Annotated in this window: 19 protein-coding genes and 2 pseudogenes; 3 read left to right on the top strand and 18 right to left on the bottom strand. The window is 38.1% G+C overall.

Annotated features, from left to right (window positions below; all coding sequences use genetic code 11):
* Positions 1–4: 4 nt before the first annotated feature.
* From H8S80_RS28910 to H8S80_RS28955, 10 genes are all read right to left on the bottom strand, one after another.
* Complete coding sequence (locus H8S80_RS28910) at positions 5–1,126, bottom strand: 2-dehydro-3-deoxygalactonokinase (RefSeq protein ID WP_117633139.1); 1,122 nt, start codon at positions 1,124–1,126, stop codon at positions 5–7.
* The gene (locus tag H8S80_RS28915; protein ID WP_117633140.1) at positions 1,095–1,772 is read right to left on the bottom strand and encodes an RraA family protein; all 678 of its coding nucleotides are present in this window, start codon (positions 1,770–1,772) and stop codon (positions 1,095–1,097) included. The genes H8S80_RS28910 and H8S80_RS28915 overlap by 32 nt, the downstream gene beginning before the upstream one ends.
* A 5-nt stretch (positions 1,773–1,777) precedes the next feature.
* The gene (locus tag H8S80_RS28920) at positions 1,778–2,599 is read right to left on the bottom strand and encodes a sialidase family protein (RefSeq protein ID WP_117633141.1); all 822 of its coding nucleotides are present in this window, start codon (positions 2,597–2,599) and stop codon (positions 1,778–1,780) included.
* Positions 2,599–2,988 (bottom strand): VOC family protein, encoded by a 390-nt coding sequence (locus H8S80_RS28925; protein WP_117633142.1) that lies wholly within the window; start codon positions 2,986–2,988, stop codon positions 2,599–2,601. The genes H8S80_RS28920 and H8S80_RS28925 overlap by 1 nt, the downstream gene beginning before the upstream one ends.
* On the bottom strand, positions 2,981–3,967 hold the full coding sequence (locus tag H8S80_RS28930; RefSeq protein ID WP_117633158.1) for a carbohydrate kinase family protein: 987 nt from the start codon (positions 3,965–3,967) through the stop codon (positions 2,981–2,983). Before H8S80_RS28930 ends, H8S80_RS28925 begins: the two co-directional genes overlap by 8 nt.
* A gap of 67 nt (positions 3,968–4,034) precedes the next feature.
* Positions 4,035–5,117 carry a DUF4432 family protein gene (locus tag H8S80_RS28935; protein ID WP_117633143.1) on the bottom strand — a complete coding sequence of 361 codons (1,083 nt, stop codon included), beginning with the start codon at positions 5,115–5,117 and terminating at the stop codon, positions 4,035–4,037.
* A gap of 52 nt (positions 5,118–5,169) precedes the next feature.
* Positions 5,170–6,507, bottom strand: a complete 1,338-nt coding sequence (locus tag H8S80_RS28940) for a NosD domain-containing protein (protein ID WP_117633144.1) — start codon at positions 6,505–6,507, stop codon at positions 5,170–5,172.
* A gap of 216 nt (positions 6,508–6,723) precedes the next feature.
* The gene (locus tag H8S80_RS28945; RefSeq protein WP_117633145.1) at positions 6,724–8,076 is read right to left on the bottom strand and encodes an IS1380 family transposase; all 1,353 of its coding nucleotides are present in this window, start codon (positions 8,074–8,076) and stop codon (positions 6,724–6,726) included.
* Positions 8,077–8,386: 310 nt separating this feature from the next.
* The gene (locus H8S80_RS28950; protein ID WP_117633146.1) at positions 8,387–8,569 is read right to left on the bottom strand and encodes a transposase; all 183 of its coding nucleotides are present in this window, start codon (positions 8,567–8,569) and stop codon (positions 8,387–8,389) included.
* A 77-nt stretch (positions 8,570–8,646) separates the two neighbouring features.
* On the bottom strand, positions 8,647–10,044 hold the full coding sequence (locus tag H8S80_RS28955) for a glycoside hydrolase family protein (RefSeq protein WP_117633147.1): 1,398 nt from the start codon (positions 10,042–10,044) through the stop codon (positions 8,647–8,649).
* A 164-nt stretch (positions 10,045–10,208) separates the two neighbouring features.
* Between H8S80_RS28955 and H8S80_RS28960 the strand changes: the two genes are divergently transcribed.
* Positions 10,209–10,532 carry a hypothetical protein gene (locus H8S80_RS28960; RefSeq protein WP_117633148.1) on the top strand — a complete coding sequence of 108 codons (324 nt, stop codon included), beginning with the start codon at positions 10,209–10,211 and terminating at the stop codon, positions 10,530–10,532.
* A 291-nt stretch (positions 10,533–10,823) separates the two neighbouring features.
* Here the strand turns inward: H8S80_RS28960 and H8S80_RS28965 are convergent, their stop codons facing one another.
* The 8 genes from H8S80_RS28965 to H8S80_RS29000 form a co-directional block, all read right to left on the bottom strand.
* Positions 10,824–11,651, bottom strand: a complete 828-nt coding sequence (locus H8S80_RS28965) for a carbohydrate ABC transporter permease (protein ID WP_117633149.1) — start codon at positions 11,649–11,651, stop codon at positions 10,824–10,826.
* Between the two features lie 599 nt (positions 11,652–12,250).
* Positions 12,251–13,132 carry a carbohydrate ABC transporter permease gene (locus H8S80_RS28970; protein WP_243007991.1) on the bottom strand — a complete coding sequence of 294 codons (882 nt, stop codon included), beginning with the start codon at positions 13,130–13,132 and terminating at the stop codon, positions 12,251–12,253.
* A 77-nt stretch (positions 13,133–13,209) separates the two neighbouring features.
* A complete protein-coding gene (locus tag H8S80_RS28975) occupies positions 13,210–14,532 on the bottom strand; it encodes an ABC transporter substrate-binding protein (protein ID WP_117633150.1) in 1,323 nt (440 codons plus the stop codon).
* Between the two features lie 116 nt (positions 14,533–14,648).
* Positions 14,649–15,767 carry a glycoside hydrolase family 172 protein gene (locus H8S80_RS28980; RefSeq protein ID WP_117633151.1) on the bottom strand — a complete coding sequence of 373 codons (1,119 nt, stop codon included), beginning with the start codon at positions 15,765–15,767 and terminating at the stop codon, positions 14,649–14,651.
* A gap of 117 nt (positions 15,768–15,884) precedes the next feature.
* Positions 15,885–16,886 (bottom strand): LacI family DNA-binding transcriptional regulator, encoded by a 1,002-nt coding sequence (locus tag H8S80_RS28985; protein WP_181988029.1) that lies wholly within the window; start codon positions 16,884–16,886, stop codon positions 15,885–15,887.
* Between the two features lie 186 nt (positions 16,887–17,072).
* Positions 17,073–17,528 carry an IS66 family transposase gene (locus H8S80_RS28990; RefSeq protein WP_181988030.1) on the bottom strand — a complete coding sequence of 152 codons (456 nt, stop codon included), beginning with the start codon at positions 17,526–17,528 and terminating at the stop codon, positions 17,073–17,075.
* A gap of 28 nt (positions 17,529–17,556) precedes the next feature.
* The gene (locus H8S80_RS34445) at positions 17,557–18,060 is read right to left on the bottom strand and encodes a DUF6431 domain-containing protein (RefSeq protein ID WP_243007992.1); all 504 of its coding nucleotides are present in this window, start codon (positions 18,058–18,060) and stop codon (positions 17,557–17,559) included.
* A gap of 456 nt (positions 18,061–18,516) precedes the next feature.
* Positions 18,517–18,900 (bottom strand): NADPH-dependent FMN reductase family protein, encoded by a 384-nt coding sequence (locus H8S80_RS29000; RefSeq protein WP_117633154.1) that lies wholly within the window; start codon positions 18,898–18,900, stop codon positions 18,517–18,519.
* Between the two features lie 64 nt (positions 18,901–18,964).
* Here H8S80_RS29000 and H8S80_RS34455 point away from each other — a divergent pair.
* Both H8S80_RS34455 and H8S80_RS35200 read left to right on the top strand, forming a co-directional pair.
* Positions 18,965–20,343 (top strand): annotated as a pseudogene (locus tag H8S80_RS34455) (IS4 family transposase).
* 205 nt (positions 20,344–20,548) lie between these two features.
* Positions 20,549–20,633: pseudogene (locus H8S80_RS35200) on the top strand (transposase); the annotation flags it as partial.

A 20,633-nucleotide genomic window follows, 5' to 3' on the forward strand; every position in this document is an offset into this window, starting at 1 on the left:
GTATTCAAAAATTCAACATAGCTGAATTTTTGGATACACTCCCGGGAATAAATAAGACTTTTTTAACAACATTTATAGGTAGTGTTGTTCTCCATTTATAATATAATTCTGCGAGACGAAATGCCCCTTTCGCCGCCATCAGTTCGTCCTCATCCAAAAGATGAACCTTCTTTTCCTGCATAATATCTGTTAATATATCATAAACAGCCTGTGCAATTATCCGCTTACCTGCAATAACAAACTGCACCTCCTCCAAAGCCTCTGTCTTCTTAAACTCACATATACTCAGGCAATCATAATACATCAATACCCCTAACAGGAAATTGGCTGCCTTCTTTTTATCTTTATGTACATATTTTTGATAAATACGTGTTTTAAAAACTGCACTTGTAAAGGAATTCTTCTGTGCCGTCCGAGCTCCATCTGACACTGCCTGATAATCATATTCCTCTTCACCGACAAAGAAATCCGGAAGTGAATCCTTTAATAACGTATGGAAAAACAAAGCATCAAGCAGTTCTCCACTCATGGTTGTCTTACAACGGCAGATAAACCCTTCTTCATTTGCATATATTATTTTAGTATGGGAGCCTGGTAAAACAAAAATCAGATCCTCGCCCTTGCCACGCTCCCTCAACAAAGCCACCGCCTCTGTTTCTTCTCCACGCATAACATCCATCTGCTCCAGCGTATCTATTCCGATATCCTCTACATGGTTCCTGACTCCCGGAATCATGTAAAAAGGTATTCTGGTAATGTCACTAAAGAAGCGGCATTCTATTGCATTGCACAAAGCCCTTTCATCAACAGGTGCGCATAAATATGGAATTTCTTCAAGCCCCACATTAGAGGTTAGCATCCCCGAGCAAAAAATCCCTTGAACCTGGCTTTCTTCTATATGACTTTCTTCTATCAGGCTATCAATACATCTTTTTACCGTTTCACGGATCACCTGATCAGATCCATCCATAGCGGTATTCCTGACACCTGCTCTTTCTTTTTTAGAAGAAACAAAGGAACCATCCTGTCTCCACAAATATGCCCGGGTATTCGTTGTACCACCATCAAGAGTAATGATATATTTCAATTCATGATTATATTCTTCCGAATTTTGCAAGCAATTCATCAACGGTTGCTCCTCTCAGAATTTCTTCTCTTGTTGCAATTTCAAGATCTGCCTGAGCGCGTGCCTTTTTATATACAGCTTCCAGCTCATTATACGGAACTACTGCAACACCGATTTCATCCGCAACAATTAAATCTCCTGGATTTACAATAACGCCTCCGCAACAGACAGGAACATTTACCGCAATAGGTTCCTTCCTTCCCGAATATGCTGTATGCGCTGCTCTAGGTCCTGACGCCTTGGCAGTTATCGGAAACTCCAGCATCTTCGCCTCATCTGTATCACGGCAGCTGCCATCAATCACAGCGCCTGCTATACCGGCATTTCTTGCAAGACCAGACATAAGTCCTCCCCAAATTGAGGTTTCCGTTTCTCCAAATGCATCAATTACAATAACATCCCCAGGTCTGGCAATTTCAAATACACACAGGCAATCCACGATATCTCCTGCTGTCAGCTTTACAGTAATAGCCGGACCAATTATTTTTTTATTGATGGATTTGGGCTTCATATCATGTCGCATTACCTGCTCTCTCTCCATTGCGTCCCCTACAACGCAGGAAAGGGAATAAACATCTTCCATTTCTTTATATGGTTTGATCAGTTCCTCCTGGATATCCGGTCTCGGATTCATTATACATTTCATTATCTTTACACCTTTCTTTTAATTATTTGCCAATGCAGAACATTAGTCTGATTATCTTTGTAAGCATGCGATGCCTGAATCAGGAGCTTCTCATGGGATGTTCCTTTCCCAATGACCAAATTATTTGAATAAGCCCCTAATCCCTCTGTACGGACTTTTAAATATCTTCCTTCATCCCAGTGAATTCCATCCTCCAGAAACATCATGCTTCCATATCCATGATGCAGCGACGGAATTGGAATTCTGCTTCTTTCATAATAGTTTTCTCCACCATCTTCACTAACCACAAGTGAATAATAATGATCCGTGGTTTGACCTGTCCAATCAACCGTCGCATCATTGACAAATAAAAGCAGAAAAATTGTTCCCTCCTGATACATCGCATCATAAATACGTCCTCGACGTGTTCCTATCTGACGCAGATTGCTCCATGTGCTTCCTTTATCTCGGCTAATTGAATAAGATGGCACCATATAGGGTTGCCACTGTGGATCATTTGATATATCACATATTAATTGATATACAATAATATCTCCCTTTTCATTCACTATTGCCTTTTCACACATAGCGGAGTATTTCATCTCAGAATGTAGCAATTTTAATGACGGCTGAAAGATATAGGGCTGTGACCATGTTTCCCCATAATCCTCTGACCTTTTATATTCCATCCATCCTACCGCAGAATGTCCCTTTTCATCAAGTGAGCAATTAGGGTAAAAAGCTAAAATTTTTTCATTTTTTAACAGGCTATTTATCAAAAATCCCCGCACTTCATCTTTAAATTTAAATGCTGAAATGCGAGGATTTATTTTATTTATAATTTTCATCACAAGATCTGGCAGAACTCAAACTGTTCACCTGTTGGACTTGCTATCTTGAAGTACCGGATACCGTTGTCCCAAAATCCCGCAATACCCTCAATACCATCAGTAACGATCTTATATCCGTTCTTTACACAATATGCATAGTCCGACTCAATATCATCAGAAGCAAAACTATAATGATCAATTCTCCCGGAAACCTCATCCGGAAGCCGAGAATCTGATGGAAATATTTCAAAAATAACATCATCATTTTTCAAAAAATAAACAGTATCGTTTCCATTTTGAAATTTGCCAGTCACTTCAAAGCCAAGCACATTTACATACCACTCCACATCTCTTGCAACATCATTGGTAGCAATACCAATATGTCCGATCCTTCTGTTTTTAATCATAAGAACACCTCTTTCTGTTATTCCTGATAAATAATTCCACATCATCCTTGCCCGGGATAGACGGCATGCCTCCTCTACTTTGTACGCATAATGCTGCAACCGCATTGCCTGTCAGCGCACATTGACTGATTTCTTCCCATTCCAGCTTTTCTATTGCCTGATTATACGATAACAGCCTGCTTAGGAATCCACCCCAAAAGGAATCGCCTGCTCCCGTTGTATCAACCGTATTAACAGAGAACGCATCAAAAATTTCTCTTTGATCCTTTCTTGCCACTAATACCCCCTGCTTTCCCAGTGTAATTGCAACTAATTTTATTCCCATCTTCAGGAACTCATCTGATGCATCCTCATAATTGGACGCACCTGTCAAAAGCAGACTCTCTTCATCCGACACCTTCATTATATCCGCCAGCGATATCACTTTTTTCATTTCTTCTACAGCAGTACACTCACTTTTCCATAATGATGCCCGATAATTGGGATCATAAGAAATAATCACTCCTGCTTTTTTAGCGATCGATACCGCTTCCAACGTTGCACTCCTGGATGGCTCATTTGTTAAAGACAATGACCCAAAATGAAATATCTTACAATTTGAAAGTAATTTTTCATCCAATTCTTCTTTTCTAAGCATAGTATCCGCTCCCGGTTTCCTTGCAAAAGAAAAGCTTCGCTCTCCCCTCTCATCCAGCTCCACGAATGCCATAGTAGTAAAATATTCTGTATCCTCTAATACTGCTCTTGTATCAATTCCTTCCTTTTTCAGTGTTTCTTTTAGAAAATGACCATGCATATCATTTCCCACTTTTCCAACAAATGCAGTACTGCACCCCATATGGCTTGCCGCTGTCAGCAGATTCGCAGGTGCTCCTCCAGGATTCTGCTCAAATAGCTTCATTCCATTCTTGCTATATCCTGATTCTGTGAAATCTATAAGTAATTCTCCTAACGCAACAATATCTATCTCTTTACTCATCATTCAAATACTCCACACTTTGGCATTATATTACGTTTAGTAAAAACAAGCACAACACTCATTAATTTTATGGCACCAAATAATTTTGTTTCAGTTTCATTTCAAAATCTTGAATTTCTTCCTTACCATCTATGATACCAATTTCCAGATTATAGGTTCTGTCTTCTAAAGGATCCAAAAACTGCATATTTTTTTGAGCCTCTTCAGACGTTCTGTTTAGAGGATATTGCGTACATGGTTCAAGCGCCAAAGCATAATCACCACTGACCATATTTTTCCATTCCACCATAAACGGGAAATCTTTTCGCAAATATCGCAAGTAAACCCCAAGTTGCAAATCATCGTTGATAATTGCCACGCTTGTATAACCGGATGCATCTGTTGCTGGACGATGGAAATATGTATCGCATGAGCTACCATCGACTGGATCTGTTATATACCGAAATGCCTGTTCATCACTTTTTGTATAATTCACATAATTCTCTGTTATAGACGTTGGAAGTACAACCCTTGTATTTCTGTCTAATAACGGATATCCAAAATTAATATGATATAAAAGCATTATAGCTTCCCGTTTAAAGCCCTGATTTTCCACTGTATCACAAATAGTAAAGCTTTTTGCACCCAACCTTGTAGATATCTTACGCTTTAAAACAAGGTGCTCATGAGAATGAGCCGCTTCATGCATATCCCCTTTCACAGAAATCAGATACTCATCTCCATTCCACTCAGCGTTTATTCCAGTATTTTCAGCAGGCGTCTGAGATATTCTTCCATGCCAGTTGTATTCGGTGTCCTCATCCACACAGCTTTGTCCAATATTGCCAAGGCCACACGTATACAGCATTCCACCATGAAAGTAACGGCCAAATTCCATACCATGAACATTAAAATACTCCGGCGCAACTGCTCCTGGCTTTGCAAGAAAGCTTAAGTTTACCCCACGATACTTTGCATAAAGCAAATCCAGACATTTACTTTCCATTACGCAAAACTCAAGTCCCGATCCGTTATATATTTCCCATGCTTTTATTCCTTCTGCTTTACCAGAAGCCAGCTTTACCGGTCTGGCTCCTGCTATCTGCTCTATCCGGCCAATCTTTCTAAGCAGATCTGCCTTTTCTATTTCTCCACACAGAAGCTTCACCATCTAATCTTCCTCCTGTTAATGCCGACAATAATTTATTAATGTCATTTAATTTTTATTTAGCAGGAATTTCTCGGAATATATTTGTCGAAAAATTCATAGAAACTTCATTTTCTCTGCATGTATCCAGTATTATATTATCCAATGATACCTCATCAACATGTACTGCTTCAATTGGAAGTTTAACAAGCTCATCCATACTTAACAATGCTTCAACCTGTGCATCAAAACAGGATTGATTTTCTTCACTTCCTTTTTTATCAGTTTTTGTAGTTGCCACAATATGATTGTTTGCAATGTAATTTTCTCTTCCGGAAACCAAACGAATGATTATCGGTTTTACGCCTGCCGGTTTCAGATATTGCTGTTCAATCGTCTCTGAAATGTGATTAGAAATCATTGAATTGCTACTTCCCTGAATATGAATCAGGCCAAAATCATCCTCTAATCCATTATCATATTCCAGCATCGGCGGCCATGGTTCATGATCTCTGAGAAAATGATTGGAAGATATGAGATTTTCTCTACAATTTTCCATTATCAGCATTCCCGGATAAAAAGAATGAAATCTATTTGCAGTTACTGATGATCTAAGAACACCCTTAAGATGTACTATACTTTTTCCTCTTGGAAAAATGTTATTAGAAGTAATCAGAAGTCCTCCAAAATTTTCGGCAAAAATAGTATAGCCTCTATAACCAGCACCCATAAGATTATCTGTTATTTTAGATGCCTGTCCGGCTCCACGAAGTTCTACACAATTTCCACATTCCGCTATAAAATTATCATGAATAGATAATGCATCAGAATTGTAAAGAGTCACTCCATGCTCCAAATAAATAATACCCATGCCTGTAATTCTGAAAGAATCCTGTGCACTGGCTACATAAATTCCGGTTTTTCCATTTAAGTATGTGTTCTCTGGATCTCCTTTTCCATCATCTACGAAATGAAGTCCATCAATACAGAAGTTTTCGAGCTCCACGGAACTGATTCTCGGATCTCCCTCGCGTTCTATCAAAAAAGTTGCACCAGATCTTTCATCTCCCTTTAATGGTTCCAAGTCTACCAGAATTCTGCTACCACCCGGCCAGATGTCATGAAGATCTTTCCACTGTTCTTTTGGTACATTATATCTGATGCTTGAAGACACAAATCCATGCCCTGATCCTTGAATTTTCAAATAACTGATGTCAATTTTCACCTGCGTTTTTAAATGATAATCTCCAGACGGAATATAAATTACTGCTCCCGGTTTTCCTCCATCATCTACATTTGTATCCTTCTGTCTGCTCTTGATGTCTGCAATGATACTGTTGATCACTTCTCCGATATCCGTATATGGGTTACCTACCTGCCAGTCAGTGACATCATAATAATTATTACGTTTCATTTCAATACTCCTCTTCTTATACTAATCCCTGAATCCGTGAAGTTCACGGATTTATAAAGTTGATTCCTTAAAAAGCGAATCAACTAAAAGATCTTTGCACAATTAATGGGTTGCAATATCACTGATCAAATCATAAATAACAAGATACTTTCGATTATCTGTAAAAATGGCAGACTTTCCCATTGTTTGTTGCTACCTCTCTTGTATGTGGATGGATTACAGACTAAACTGGGCAAATGCCGTATATATTTCGATAAAAGTGTGTCTCCAGACATTGCTTTGCCCTAATCCCATGATCAGCTGTCTGGCATGTTCTGTCACATGGCTTGCCATCAGGATCATGTTGCTGATTACGGTACGCAGTCTGCGGCGATGGACTTTATGGCGAGTTTTTCTCCTGCCAATGGTTTCCTGCCCGATCATCCGAAGTATATTGTACGCCAATATGGTAAGTTCAAGTACCAATTCATTGGTATCAAATTTCCCTGACGGAAGCCGTTCCACATCCATATCCGTCTTGATTTCACTGTGGAACTGTTCGCACTCACCATGTGCATGGTAATTCTGGATAACTTCAGAATCTGCCATCCCTGTATTAGTCCACCATGTGTTCACTTCTAGGTCGGATGGCAGTAGGAATTGCCCGTATTTATCAATGGTACGTTCTATGATCTCATAGCCAGTGCGGATGGCAACTGTTTTATCGTTTCCTTCCGCTGTACGATAGGTGACATCTTTCCAGTCACTACCCACATAAACGGTTTTTCCGTCACGTGGAGCTGTGATATTTTGCGAGTTGTTTTTTGCCATCTCGTACCATGCTTCCCTGCTTTCACGGCGGAGATTACATTTTATAATGAAGTAACAGCCGCTTTCAAGCAGGATTCCGATGTTCTCAGCAGCGTCATTTCCAGAATCCAGACGGATAAGGAGCGGTTCATTTGTGACCTGACGACACAAACTGATCGTCTCTCGCAGGAAATCGGGTGTATCACATTGACAATGCTGTTTTCCTTCACGAAGCTGGGCATTGATCAGATAACCTTCTGTCCCGATATATGCCATGATTGGAGCGTATCCATCATACCCTTTGTATGTACGGGATACTCCCTCTTTCCTCGTCTTGGAATTATCAAACGGAGTTACATCAATGTCAACCGGAACAAAACCGTTAGACAGCTTGGAGGGAACAATGCCATTAGTACGTAAAAGTTCTACATTTTCCTTTAGGATATATTCCCGGAGGGAAGAGCCAATGACATCCATCCTTTGACGAAGGGTTTCTTCTGATGGAATGTTGTAGGCAATTCCGAGCGCAGTTTTATAAAAATCCCGGTCATCGTCCATTTCGTGAACAGCCTGGAATTCCGGCTTGCCCATGCATAACATACCAATGTACGTGAGGAGAATATCGCCATTTTTAATCTGATGCTGTGAACGGTTCGGTGTTACATCCATTCGATTGCAGTGCTTAACAAAATCGCCTTTTCCAAGGATTGCTCCTACAACAGCCAAGCCGCTTGCTGGAATGATTCGTTCATTGGTAAATTCGATTTTAATATTTTTCATGGCATAATCTCCTTTGAAAGTGAATTTCTAAGAAGATTATACCTGAAAAACGCTTCGCCAAGCAGGTGAATTTATAAAACGATGAAATTTTAATGAATCCATTGAAAAATCAAGTGTTTTACCTGTTATGGTGCAATGAACTTCACGGATTCAGGATATATTTAACTTGATAATCTAATTCCCTACTTGCTCTCTTAAAGACTTCACATGTTTCAACCCTTTCTTATCAAGGGATAACAAATCAAGATATTTTTGTATAGTAGCTTGTTCAACTGCATGTACAAGTTTATGAGCTTCTCATCCTCAGGCCTTAGGTGTCCGCTGCCTGGGAAGGGCACGTCCGGAGATTCTTGGATTTTTTAATCCATCCATAGAGCGTTGTTGGCTTTCCCCCAAGTTCATTAGCTACATTAGAAAGTGATCTTCCAGACGACAGGTATCTCTTCACAGCCTCCATTTTAAACTCTGCACTATATTGTTTCATTTCTATCATTCCCTTCTCTTTTTAGTATAACACGAGTTTCTTGTGTCTACTAAATTGGATAAGGATCAATTATCATTCTTATTATCTTAATTTTTCAGCAAATATAATCTAGGATTTTTTATATTCACAGAACCATCTTTTACATATAAAGAAATATTTTTCCCTTTTGGTTCATAAGCCCGTACATTCAATGCAGTATTATTTAGATAGAGTGTGACAACTGTACCGTCTACAACTACTTGCAATAAATACTCTTTTTCTGCTTCCAAAAATAATGGTCGTTCAGAGCCCTGAGCCATATATCTAAACCACGGTAAATTAGGCGTACGATTGAAATCTACTTTTCTATTTTTGATTTCAATCTCAAATCTATATGCATCTCCAGTCTCTTTTTCCTCAAAGATATTAATGCCAAACGCATGTGTACCCGATTTAAAAGAAACTACTGTTTCAAACAAAAAAGTTTCCTCGTCACATTCTTCAATTATAACCTCATTAATTCCACTATCAATTTTAATTACTTTTTCTTCAAATAAGTCATTAGATATCTTCTCTACAAATGCATTATGTACACTGTCTGGCATCTTTACTTTTAAGTCACCATTCTCCTTTTGTACAAGTTCATGTACTACTAGCGTTCCTCCCCAAATCCAATTGTTAATATCCATATCTTGATCTTTGGAAGCTACCCAGCCAAACAAATAACGGTGTTCACTATCCCCACAAGATCTGGCCGCATAGTATGCCCTACCATCAAAAGCATCATCATCCGGCATCTGCCAGGGTCCGAAAATCGAACGACTTTTCCTATATATTGTTTTGTTATTCTCGCTGTATTCAGTTGTAAGTAAATACCACCAATCTCCTATACAAAATAAATCTGGCATTTCATGCATACAAAACATATTTGGTGCCCAAAAATCCCCTTTGAACTCCCAATGTTCTAAATCATTTGATGTAAAATATACTGTACAACCTGTTTTAATCTGTCTGTTATCCTGCTTGTGTGCTCCTAGAATTAAAATATATTCTTTTGAATCCTCGTTCCATAAAACATATGGGTCTCTCCAGTCATTAGGATCATATCCCATTTGAGGAGGAAGTTTTAATTTATCTGCTGATTTTGTCCAATGCAACAAATCATCACTGGTTGCATGCATTAATACCTGTGCATCCTTACCTTCAGCTGCAAAATCTCGATTATACCCTGTATAAAACGCATGATACTGCCCTTCCCCTTCAAATACACTTCCTGCAAAAATGAATTGATCCTGTTCTGTGTCTTCACCGCGTAGAAGCACCTCACCTTTATCTTCATAATGTACAAAATCCTCCGTCACCGCTAACGCCCATCCAAATGGTTCACCAAACGGTCCCGGATTTCTTGTATCTCGCTGATGATATAAATAAAATTTTCCATCTTTGTAAAATGGCATACAATCTCCAAATGCATATCCCTCAGGTTGATAATAAATATTCTGCATAATTCTTCTCTCCTTAATTACAATAATTTATAGGCATTTGTTAAATGCCAAAAACCCTTGATTTAATGGGTTTTCTTACTACATTTATATAAATTTTCTCTCCGCAGGTGGTAAAATAGAGGTAACCACACCAACACTTTCACAACCTAATGAGGAGAAAATTTATGGCTATTAAATATCATCAGATTTCCCTAAATGAAGTCTTTTCAGACTGTCAGACCAAACTCATTGAAGAAGCACCTTCCTTTTTTCAGCTTCTTTCTGAACACTTTGACCTTGATACATTTATTCCGCCAGAGTTTGTTTCTGCTTTTTATCTTTCTGTTGGTCGTACGCGACTTTACCCTTTACATGGTTTTCTTTCCGCGTTTATCCTTCAGAAAATTTTTCTATCCCAACAGATTCCCTGCTCCTTCTTTTTATCAGGCTCTGCAAGGAATTTCGGGACTTCTGTGGCTTCTCAAAAGTTCCTGATGCTCCTCTCATGACTCGTTTCAAACAGGATTTCGAGCCTTACATTGAACTGATGTTTCAACGGATAGCCGATTGCACCGAGCCCATCTGTCAGGCGATTGATGCCTCTCCTGCTCAGATACTTACTTTTGATACATTGTGAACTTCCACTGATTTGTACAACTAAATATATAAATACCCCATAATCTGATGATATATGTCAATTCAGAAACAATTCTGAATAATGACCGTTTTTCTCTCCTTATCTATAGGAAAGTTTTCCACAGTAACTGCTAAAAACATTTAACAATTACCTATACAATAATTTATCCTTTAACTGCACCCATAGTCATTCCTTTAACAATTCTTTTTTGAATGAAAAAGGATATTATAATGATTGGCAGACTAAACAAGACTGCCCCAGCTGCCATTGGCCCTAATTGAATATTATATTCTGTCAAAAATTCAGACAATCCAACTGGAACTGTTTTGGTACCAGACATTGTTATTAACAAAGCAAATAAAAAGTCATTCAACCCTGTCAAGAATGTAAAAATAGCAGTTGTTGCCATTCCATTCATAGCTACTGGTACTATTACTCGAAAAAAAGCACTAAGGTTACTACAACCATCTACTAATGCAGCTTCATCCAATTCTCTTGGTATGCCATTAAAAAATCCCATCATCATCCAAATTACAAATGGTACTCCTATACATGCATAAACCAATATTAATGCAATATGTGTATCTCTAAGGCCAATTTTATTAATTACCGAATAAATGGGTACACTAATACAAACAAGTGGTATCATACGTATCATAAGAGTAAGATACATAAAAAAAGATGATAAGCGAGAGCGAAACCTAGAAAGCCCATATGCTGCAAGAGATCCCACAGTTAGACTTATCACCGTGCTGACAAGTGCTGCAATTAAACTGTTTGCTAAATATTTTCCAAACGTCAAATACTCAAACATATCTTTATAATTCTGTATGGAAATAGGGTTTGGAAAAAATCGAGGTTGTGTAGATATTACATCCGATGGTTGTTTCAATGATGTTGATACAGTAAATAAAAAAGGAAATAAAAACATAAACACAAATATCAAACAAATTAAAAACGGAACCAGTCTTTTCAAGCTTTTTTTCACCATTATGCCTCCTTCACTCAACTATAATTCTGTGAAACCTTCAGTCTAGTAAAATTCATAGATTTTAGATTCCATATCTTTAAAGTTTCTCTCTTTTCGTCAAGAATCTTTCTGTATATCGTTCGATATTTATGGTAAAGTCGATTGAATATAATTCATATTATCAACTGGAAATTGATTTTACATTAGCTGTTGATTGTGGCGTCATACTGGCTAATAAAAATTATAATGTAGCAATCTTCGTAAATATTCTTTATATTGCTCACTCTACCTGGAACATTATTGACTGTTTTTGAAAGCTTAACATTTCTTACTCTACTAAAATTCTCCGTGGCATTAAATTCGGCAAGACCCCAGATGCCACTTTTTGTGATTAACTGAGCCATCTTTTGGATTCAAACGATAAGGATTTGATTTTTTATATACATCCCTTTAAGCCTTCAGTCATACAACTCACTTACAAATGTACTAAAACTAGATCTGTTTAACTGTTCTTATAGAAACTTGATATTCCTTCATTCTCCATTTCGGAACAGTCTTATGATTTCCTGTTTGACTCTTAGAACTAAGTAATTTCTCTGGATTCAAAGAAATTGCTATTCTTAATCCTCATTTGGATTCCATACTTTCTTAATAAATATCGATGCCAGCACTAAAAGTGCAAGCATAAATATTACTGCCATAGCACTTGCTTCTCCTACCTGTCCGAAGCGAACATTAGCTTTATAGATATATGTACTAATTACTTCTGACGAAAAATTAGGACCTCCTTGTGTCATAGCCCAAATTGTATCAAACGAACGCAAAGCATCCATAACACGTATAATTATTGCAATTACAATATTAGGTTTCAGCAATGGTAGGGTAATATGATAAAACAATTTAAGTGTACCCGCCCCATCAATTCGTGCTGCTTCGTAATAGGTAGGATCTATCCCTTGCAATCCTGCTAATAGCACAAGCATCATAAAGGGGGTGCATAACCAAGTATCTGCTATAATACAAGAATATAAAGAAATCTTTGGATTCGATAACCACATAATTGAATGTACATTATTAATGATTCCAAGCTTATACAATCCCCAATTTATAATTCCAAATTGATCACTTAATAAATATTTCCAAACTAGCCCTGCCACTAGTGGAGCCATCATTAATGGCGTTAACATTAAAGTACGCATTATTTGACTCCCCTTAAAACCTACATTCAACATTAATGCTAGTAACAATCCCAAAATAAACTCTATCGTCACCGCAATAACAACATATTTTACAGTATTAGCAACGCATAGTACAAATTTTGGGGAAGTAAATACAGCAAGAAAGTTTTTTAACCCAACGAAACTTTTACCAGCCATATTTGAAATATCATATTTGAAAAAGCTATCCACTACTAATTTGACCGCGGGGATTAAGAAAAACATAAGCATCATTACCACCGCCGGCAAACAAAAGATAATGAGCATTTTCTTATCTTTTCTCACCTGAACTTTCCTCCCTATTCCACAAATATTTATTCGTTTCCGGCTGAATATATCAGCCGGAAACTTTAATTTAACACTTAATTTAAAAGATCTTTAATCATTTCTGCTGCATCATCCAATGCCTCTTGCGGAGTTTTCTCTTTCAGTAGCGCCTGCTGTATAGCAGGAACCAAAGCCTCTGTTTCAATTAAATTCCATTCAACAATTGGTGCTCTATTCTGCGTTGCCGGTCCCTCTAAAGTTGCCTGAATATCAGCTAGGAACTCATATCCTTCTTTCTTTCCATATTCTTCAAATAAAGATTTTCTAGCTGCGGTTCCTAAATTTTGCATAATCAATTCATTATTATCATACATAAATTTCACATATTCTTTTGCAATCTCTTGTTTCTTAGAAGATTCTGGTATTACCTGATACCAAGGTCCTGGAATCGCTCCTACTCCTGCACTTCCAGAAAGATGAGGTGCAGTTGCTACTTTACCTGCAACTTTTGATGTTTCCGGATTATTTGCTGCAAGATAGAAATGTCCCCAATTAAGCATCATTGCTAAATTTCCTTGATAAAACATCTCTGATACTTCACCCGATGCCATTTCCATAGCTCCTGGAGGACAAGATTTATCTTCATTCACTATATCACTAAGAAATGTTAACGCATCTACATATGGTTTCTGATTAACTAATACTTCTCCATCATCACCTAATACAACAGGTTTAGCACCTGCCTGTACTGATTCCTCAAGCCAACAGCACGCTGTATCTCCATCTGTCTTTCCAAAAATACCAGTACCATACAAATCAGTTTCTCCATCACCATTAGTATCTCTAGTAAAGAATTTTGCAACATCACGATATTCCTGCCATGTAGTAGGTGGTGCTAACTCATATCCATACTCTGACTTAAAAGCGGCCATTTCATCTGGATCTTCAAAAAGATCTGTTCTGTACATAAGTATCTTACAGTTTGTCCAAACAGGCATTCCGTAATTGACATCATCAACCTGACCACCAGCCAGCATTCCAGGCATTAAATCATTTACCACTTCATCAGTCATTAAATCATCAATTGGCAATAATCCCTGAGCAAATTCAGCCATCCAAAGAATATCAATTGTAGCAACATCATACGCACCTGTGGATGCTGTAATATCTGCCTTCAATTTATCATACACTCCTGTATATGGTACCGATTCCACTCTTACCTCATAGCCTGTCTGTTCTTTAAAGGCTTCAGCCGTTTTCTGTGTTGCTTCAAATGCTGGGCTTCCCCCCTGAACCAAAACAGTTATATAATCGTCCTTTCCTGCTATGTTGTCTCCGGTTTTTTTTGCACCACAACCCACAAACAGGCTCATCACCATGGTCGCGCTTAACAGTGCACATAAAATTTTTTTCTTCATAACTTTTCACCTCTCCTTTTGATTTGATATAAGCATTTTACAATTCCCCAAACCCGTTAAATGGGTTTTCTTTTGAATCCTTTACCGGTTCCGGTTCTGTTTAATAAGTTCTTTGATTACCGCCACCAAAGTCCATGTTCAGGCCATCTACGTGTAAGTCTTTTTTCTACTTCCGGTAAGTCAAGAAGCGGTGCATGTGGCTCAATCTGATACCAATATGCAACACTAGAATAATCATTTCCTTGGTCATTAGCATGTCCATGCTCAATCGTTACTCTAATGGATTTATCAAAATGAACCGGATCTTCTATATGAAAACGATATAAACTCCACTTTCCAAAATGCTCCTGAGGATCGCTTCCAAGTGATATTCCATGATAAGGCGCGTCATATTCTCCGCTTGGGAACCCCCATGCTGCACAAAAATAATCTTCCGTTCCAGTTCCATGCATAGAAGGCGGCCATATTTCTCCATCTATAAAAATCATGTCGTCTCCTTCTCCCGGCCAAGTATATATCTGTTCTCCTACATCATGATTATCAATATTTAGAACACATCCTACATATTGCCCTTTGCCCTCTGCCTCTAATATTACGTAATTATCTTTTCCCGTTACATTCACTCCCGGTAAATCCCAAGGCCCTTCTGGTTGATGTTTTTCCGGTATTATTTTCTTACACGGAAGTGCACTATTCCATACCGCATGGAAACGTCCCATTTCTTCTGGCGGGGCTTCTTGAATTAACTCATAATCTATCATATAAAATAAGTTTTCAATAGACTCACTGCATTCATTAATAACCTGAATACGCGCCCCCTCCACAAAAGGCATTGGAAAATAACAATTCATTGCGGCTGCAAATGGTCCAGCTGGACCCCTATGCTTTGTAAACACCATATTGATAGGTAATGAAACAAAGTGACGGCACGTTGCATGACCTACTCCAAAAAAATCACCCAAAGGTGCTCTCACACTAGGATTTTTTTCACCGTCCCAATACATTTCAATCACAATTTTACGAAGATATTGGGGTTCGTAACAACGTGTAGTAATCCAAATATGTTTAATTATTCCTGCCCCCTTAATATCTGCTATCACTTTTGTTTCTTTAGGTGGCACTACTACAAAATCTCTGTTTCCTCCAGTCCGGTCATAACTTGATTCTCTTCTAGAACGAGCATTTTTCACAAACGGTAGCCCTCCCAAAGGGCTGTTTTGCTGCCAAGAATTCATAAGTCTATCCTCCTTTACTTATTTAGACTACATTATTAATCAATCCTTTATGATAGCGGTACCAATTTAGGGTATAAGTTATCATCTTGCGACATCTACCTCATCACACTGTATCATCTACTTCATGACACAAGGAATTGTTGCTGAATCTCGAATAATTAATTTTGTCGGAAATACAATATTTTGAATTTCTTCATCTGGATATTGATGTCTTCTTATTACACACTTTGCTGCCATTTCTCCCATTCGACGAACGGGCTGTGATACTGTAGTTAATTTAGGCTCCATTAATTCTGAAATAAATAGATTATCAAATCCTGTAAGCGAGATGTCGTGCGGAATAGATAACCCAACGTCTTTAATAGCCCTATATACTTCTGATGCAATGTATTCATTTATACAATGAATCGCTGTTGGCCGGTCTCGCCTTAGCAGCAACTCTAATGTCGCTTCATAACATTTTCCTTCTCCTGGCTCAACTCTTATTATTTGATTATCACTTACCGCTAATTTTGCATCAGCCATTGCCTTTATAAATCCTGCAAATCTTGCATCAGAAGTAGGAAGTGCTTCATTATATCCTATTACAGCAATTTGAGAATGCCCCAATCCAATCAAATAACGAATCATATCACATGTTCCTTTTTCATCGGTAACACCAATATTATCAACATTATTCAGATTTGATTGAATTGAAACTATATTAAAATATTTTTGAGCACGTTCCAAAAACTTTTCGCTATGTAGCCGACAACTAGTTACAATCAAACCACATGCTCTATCTCGAATTAATTTATCAAGACTTTCTTCTTCCTTTTGCAAAGAATTTCCAATTGCATAAATCAAAAGAGAATAATCTTCAGCATTTACTACATTTTCAACTCCTTTAATCATTTCGTTAAAAAATGGATTTAAAATATCGGTTATAAAAAGACCAATCGAACGGTTCGACTTAGACATCATATTTCTTGCTATGCTGCTAGGAACATATCCTGTTTCTTCCATAATTTTAAGTATTCGACATCTTGTCCCAACGTTTACATTTGGACTATTATTAATCACTCGTGAAACTGTACTTACAGAAACTCCTGCTTTCACAGCAATATCACTAATATTCAAACTCTCACCTCTATTTTTGGTACCGCTACCATTTGTCATTATTATAAGTTTTCAATTCTATTTTGTCAATATTTTTGTATAATTTTTTTTGAAATTTATTACAACCATAGTTACTTTTCACGGGTTGACTGGTAAATAAAGGACCGATGGCGTAGACTAATTACAGTCGATAACGCCATCGGTTCTTTATGCAAACTTTTCTGAAAGTTTCTGAAAGACATTTGTCTCTGGATTTTTCCGTATCTCAAATAGCATGCTCATGCACCTGCATAGATAATCGATACCATCTAGACTGCGGAATGACACGGCCTGCGCCTGTTTTCGCTTATAAGCTCTCAGTAATCGTTCAGCCTCATTATTTGTGGTTGGAACGTCTGGATTGTGCAGAAACAGAAGATGATTTGACATATATTTTGACATTCGCATATAAAGATTGTATCCGTCCATGTAATACTTGGTTGGTGATTCATACTCATATTCATCTTTGGCAAGATTTAATATATCCTTATATCTATCTTCAAATTCTGCTATTGTAGCTTCTTCCATTGCAGCTCCTGGTTCCAGAGAGTTTCTGTAATGTATCATCTCCTGTATTAAGCTACGCATCTTGGCACTCCAGGTAAGCCCTTTTTCATTATCCATGACAGCACACAAAAGTAGGTGCATAACTTTATGTTACCGGATAGGGCTCTATTCGCCCTCCGGAATTATATATAAACCTGACGACTACCGGCAGCCATCCGGGGCTTATCCTTTCTCTGAGTCCCTCCAGTAAAGAATCGCTGGATTTCAGGAACTCTATATCCAAATCCATGAGATGTTGCAGCACCGATTTCATCTGTCCATTGATGTTTACCTCATTCTTAGAAAGCCACCATTTCCAATGTTTCATGGTTCCTTCACAGGGATAATCCTCTGTTTCAAGGTCATCCGCAGTACGACCCCCTTCAATGACATCCTCTATGATATCGGTACCATAATGCTTGTACGGAACCATGCAATCAGGAAGTTCATTATGTAATCTTCCGCATTTTTCATTGGTACATTTCAGGCGATTTATAGCAAACCAGCGCTTTCTGCCGCCAACCTCCTTATGGACTCTCAGCTTCTTGTCTCTTCTGCATAAAGAGCTTCCACACCCCGGACAAATGGCATCTTCTTCACTGATTACCAAAAATATCCTCTTTACACTCTAACCGATACTTTGATATGATAACCATGGTAGCGATACCACCATAGATCCTGGAACCGCATCGACTGGCCAAAGAAGAAGGGTTCCAGGGTCCTTTCTTTTATATTCTTTGGTGACAGTATATCGGTTAATTCTGTGACAAGCAACTAAATTAATTGAAGGTCAAGCTGAGAGGGGCGCAACAATATTGAGTATTCTGGATGAAGAACATACAGGGTTTTAAATAAGTTTTCTTCTGTATATTGTTCAATTTCGTTCATTAGACTCTTACCTACTTTATCAAAATATACATATGCATACGCGTGTGAGCTTAATGTTTTCAAGAATAATACACAATTATTCTACAAAAACATTTATTACTCTTACATTAGGAAAATCGTAATTCAATTTTAATATACTAAACGACAACTTCAAAGCTTCGCGTGCTTTGTAATCACTTTACTCTGCACCATTAAGATAGTTTATAATCGGTTCAATATACTTAATATCAGAAATATCATATGATGAGGACATCATTCTTATCTGTTCCATATCATCCTCGGTTTTATTTTTTCTTGCTTTTAGTGCTTTAACAAGCATTTTCATCATTGTCTTAGATGCTATCGGCATTTTTTCATAGTCAAGACCACCGGGACAATAAAACCATCTAACCACTTTAAGTTCTTCCTCAGAAAAGTTTTTCGGTAATGTTAATTCAATTTCCGGATTTTCGATAGGACTCGCTCCAACGCAAAAAGCAATTAATTTCTTACTTAAACTTCCCACACCAATAAGGTGTGTTGAACCTTGAAAATTCAATACTTCAGCCAATAAAATAGGCATAAACGCCAACCAGATGGTATAATGGAGTTGTCGAAAAACCAACAACCATAGGAGGATTTATGCCATGTCCATTATAGCACAGAATACTGATAAAGAGGTAGCCATTCTTGATTGCGTTAGCAGATTTTTTTCCAAGCACCACATGGGAGATCTTTTGAAAAAATGCAATGGAACGAAAGAAAAAGGCGTTCCAGCCATCTCACTGCTTCGTTACAGACTTGGAAATGTATTTGCCGATCGCAGCATGTATATGCAGATGCGCACGGGCTCCTTCAAAGAAGATTTTTCCAAGAATGCAGTTTATCGCTTCCTGAACTCTGCTAAAACGAACTGGCTTCGATTCACCACAGCCTTGGCCTCCACAATCATCAATGACGAGGTGAAGGAACTCACAGATGAAAAGCGCTCTAACGTTTTCGTTCTGGATGATACCCTCTTCAATCGTACCAGTTGTAAGAAAACCGAGCTTGGATCCAAAGTCTTTGATCATACTAACATGCGATACAAAAAGGCTTTCGTCTTCTAACTCTTGAATGGAGTGATGGAAATACATTTCTCCCTGTCAACAGTTGCCTTATGGCTTCCTCAAAAGAATCAAATATCATCGGACCACAAAAGGATTTTGATAAACGGTCAATTGCTGGAAAACGTCGCAAATTAGCACAGATGAAGGCAACCGATACCATGCTGCAGCTTTTGGATATTGCTACAACACAGGGAATTACAGCTGATTACGTCCTTTTTGATAGTTGGTTCTCCAATCCAGCTCAGCTTACCGCAATCAAGTCCAGAGGCATGGATGTGATTGCTATGGTCAAGAAAAGCAGTCGTATTAACTACGAATATGAAGGACAAAAGCTGAATATCAAGCAAATCTACGCAAAAAACAAGAAACGTAGAGGCAGATCAAAGTATCTTCTCTCTGTATCTGTAAAGCTGGGAAAAGAGAACCCAATTCCGGCTAAAATAGTTTGTGTCAGAAACAAGGCAAATCGGAAAGATTGGCTTGCCTTTGTATGCACAAATCCGGAGCTTTCAGAAGAAGAAATCATCCGTATCTATGGAAAACGCTGGAAAATAGAAGTCTTCTTCAAGACCTGTAAATCTACCCTCAATCTGGTTGGTGAATGTAGAAGTCTCTCTTATGATGCTTTGACTGCACATGTAGCCATTGTGTTTGCAAGATATATGCTGTTGGCACTGGAACAGAGAAAAGAGGAAGACCAGCGTACTCTTGGTGAGCTGTTTTTCTTTCTTGTTGATGAGATGACTGACATTACTTTTTCTCATTCACTTTGTTTGATTATGGATGCAATGCTCGCAAGTATACAGGAACTTTTGAAGCTCAGTGACGAGCAGCTTAGTGCACTCACCGCTGATTTTGAATCCAGATTGCCTGAATATCTGAGAAACGCACTACATCGAGGGGAATCTGCGGCATAAATCACTAAATTTATTAGTTGAAGTATTGAATTTTCAAGGTGCTAGCCCATTTTTGCTATGGGAAGTTTGAGTTATTTATCTATGAAATGAAAGGGGCTGTAAAAAAACTCCCCTGACAGAAAAATCGCCCAGACCGTGAGGCCTGAGCGATTTTTTGGTATAATTAATTACGCTACTAACTAACAACACCAATGGTAATTATACTATGCGTCAGCTGAAATTACCATTAGAAATCGAAAAATTGATCGATATTTCTGATCCGGTATATACTTTTTGTGAGGTTATGGATC

The organism is Hungatella sp. L36, assembly GCF_014288035.1.

What these genes read in the sequence shown, in the direction of transcription:
- H8S80_RS28910 (WP_117633139.1), bottom strand. Translation starts at nt 1,126, where the DNA reads ATGAATTGCTTGCAAAATTCGGAAGAATATAATCATGAATTGAAATAT.
- H8S80_RS28915 (WP_117633140.1), bottom strand. Translation starts at nt 1,772, where the DNA reads ATGAAATGTATAATGAATCCGAGACCGGATATCCAGGAGGAACTGATC.
- H8S80_RS28920 (WP_117633141.1), bottom strand. Translation starts at nt 2,599, where the DNA reads ATGAAAATTATAAATAAAATAAATCCTCGCATTTCAGCATTTAAATTT.
- H8S80_RS28925 (WP_117633142.1), bottom strand. Translation starts at nt 2,988, where the DNA reads ATGATTAAAAACAGAAGGATCGGACATATTGGTATTGCTACCAATGAT.
- H8S80_RS28930 (WP_117633158.1), bottom strand. Translation starts at nt 3,967, where the DNA reads ATGAGTAAAGAGATAGATATTGTTGCGTTAGGAGAATTACTTATAGAT.
- H8S80_RS28935 (WP_117633143.1), bottom strand. Translation starts at nt 5,117, where the DNA reads ATGGTGAAGCTTCTGTGTGGAGAAATAGAAAAGGCAGATCTGCTTAGA.
- H8S80_RS28940 (WP_117633144.1), bottom strand. Translation starts at nt 6,507, where the DNA reads ATGAAACGTAATAATTATTATGATGTCACTGACTGGCAGGTAGGTAAC.
- H8S80_RS28945 (WP_117633145.1), bottom strand. Translation starts at nt 8,076, where the DNA reads ATGAAAAATATTAAAATCGAATTTACCAATGAACGAATCATTCCAGCA.
- H8S80_RS28950 (WP_117633146.1), bottom strand. Translation starts at nt 8,569, where the DNA reads ATGATAGAAATGAAACAATATAGTGCAGAGTTTAAAATGGAGGCTGTG.
- H8S80_RS28955 (WP_117633147.1), bottom strand. Translation starts at nt 10,044, where the DNA reads ATGCAGAATATTTATTATCAACCTGAGGGATATGCATTTGGAGATTGT.
- H8S80_RS28960 (WP_117633148.1), top strand. Translation starts at nt 10,209, where the DNA reads ATGGCTATTAAATATCATCAGATTTCCCTAAATGAAGTCTTTTCAGAC.
- H8S80_RS28965 (WP_117633149.1), bottom strand. Translation starts at nt 11,651, where the DNA reads ATGGTGAAAAAAAGCTTGAAAAGACTGGTTCCGTTTTTAATTTGTTTG.
- H8S80_RS28975 (WP_117633150.1), bottom strand. Translation starts at nt 14,532, where the DNA reads ATGAAGAAAAAAATTTTATGTGCACTGTTAAGCGCGACCATGGTGATG.
- H8S80_RS28980 (WP_117633151.1), bottom strand. Translation starts at nt 15,767, where the DNA reads ATGAATTCTTGGCAGCAAAACAGCCCTTTGGGAGGGCTACCGTTTGTG.
- H8S80_RS28990 (WP_181988030.1), bottom strand. Translation starts at nt 17,528, where the DNA reads ATGGATAATGAAAAAGGGCTTACCTGGAGTGCCAAGATGCGTAGCTTA.
- H8S80_RS29000 (WP_117633154.1), bottom strand. Translation starts at nt 18,900, where the DNA reads ATGCCTATTTTATTGGCTGAAGTATTGAATTTTCAAGGTTCAACACAC.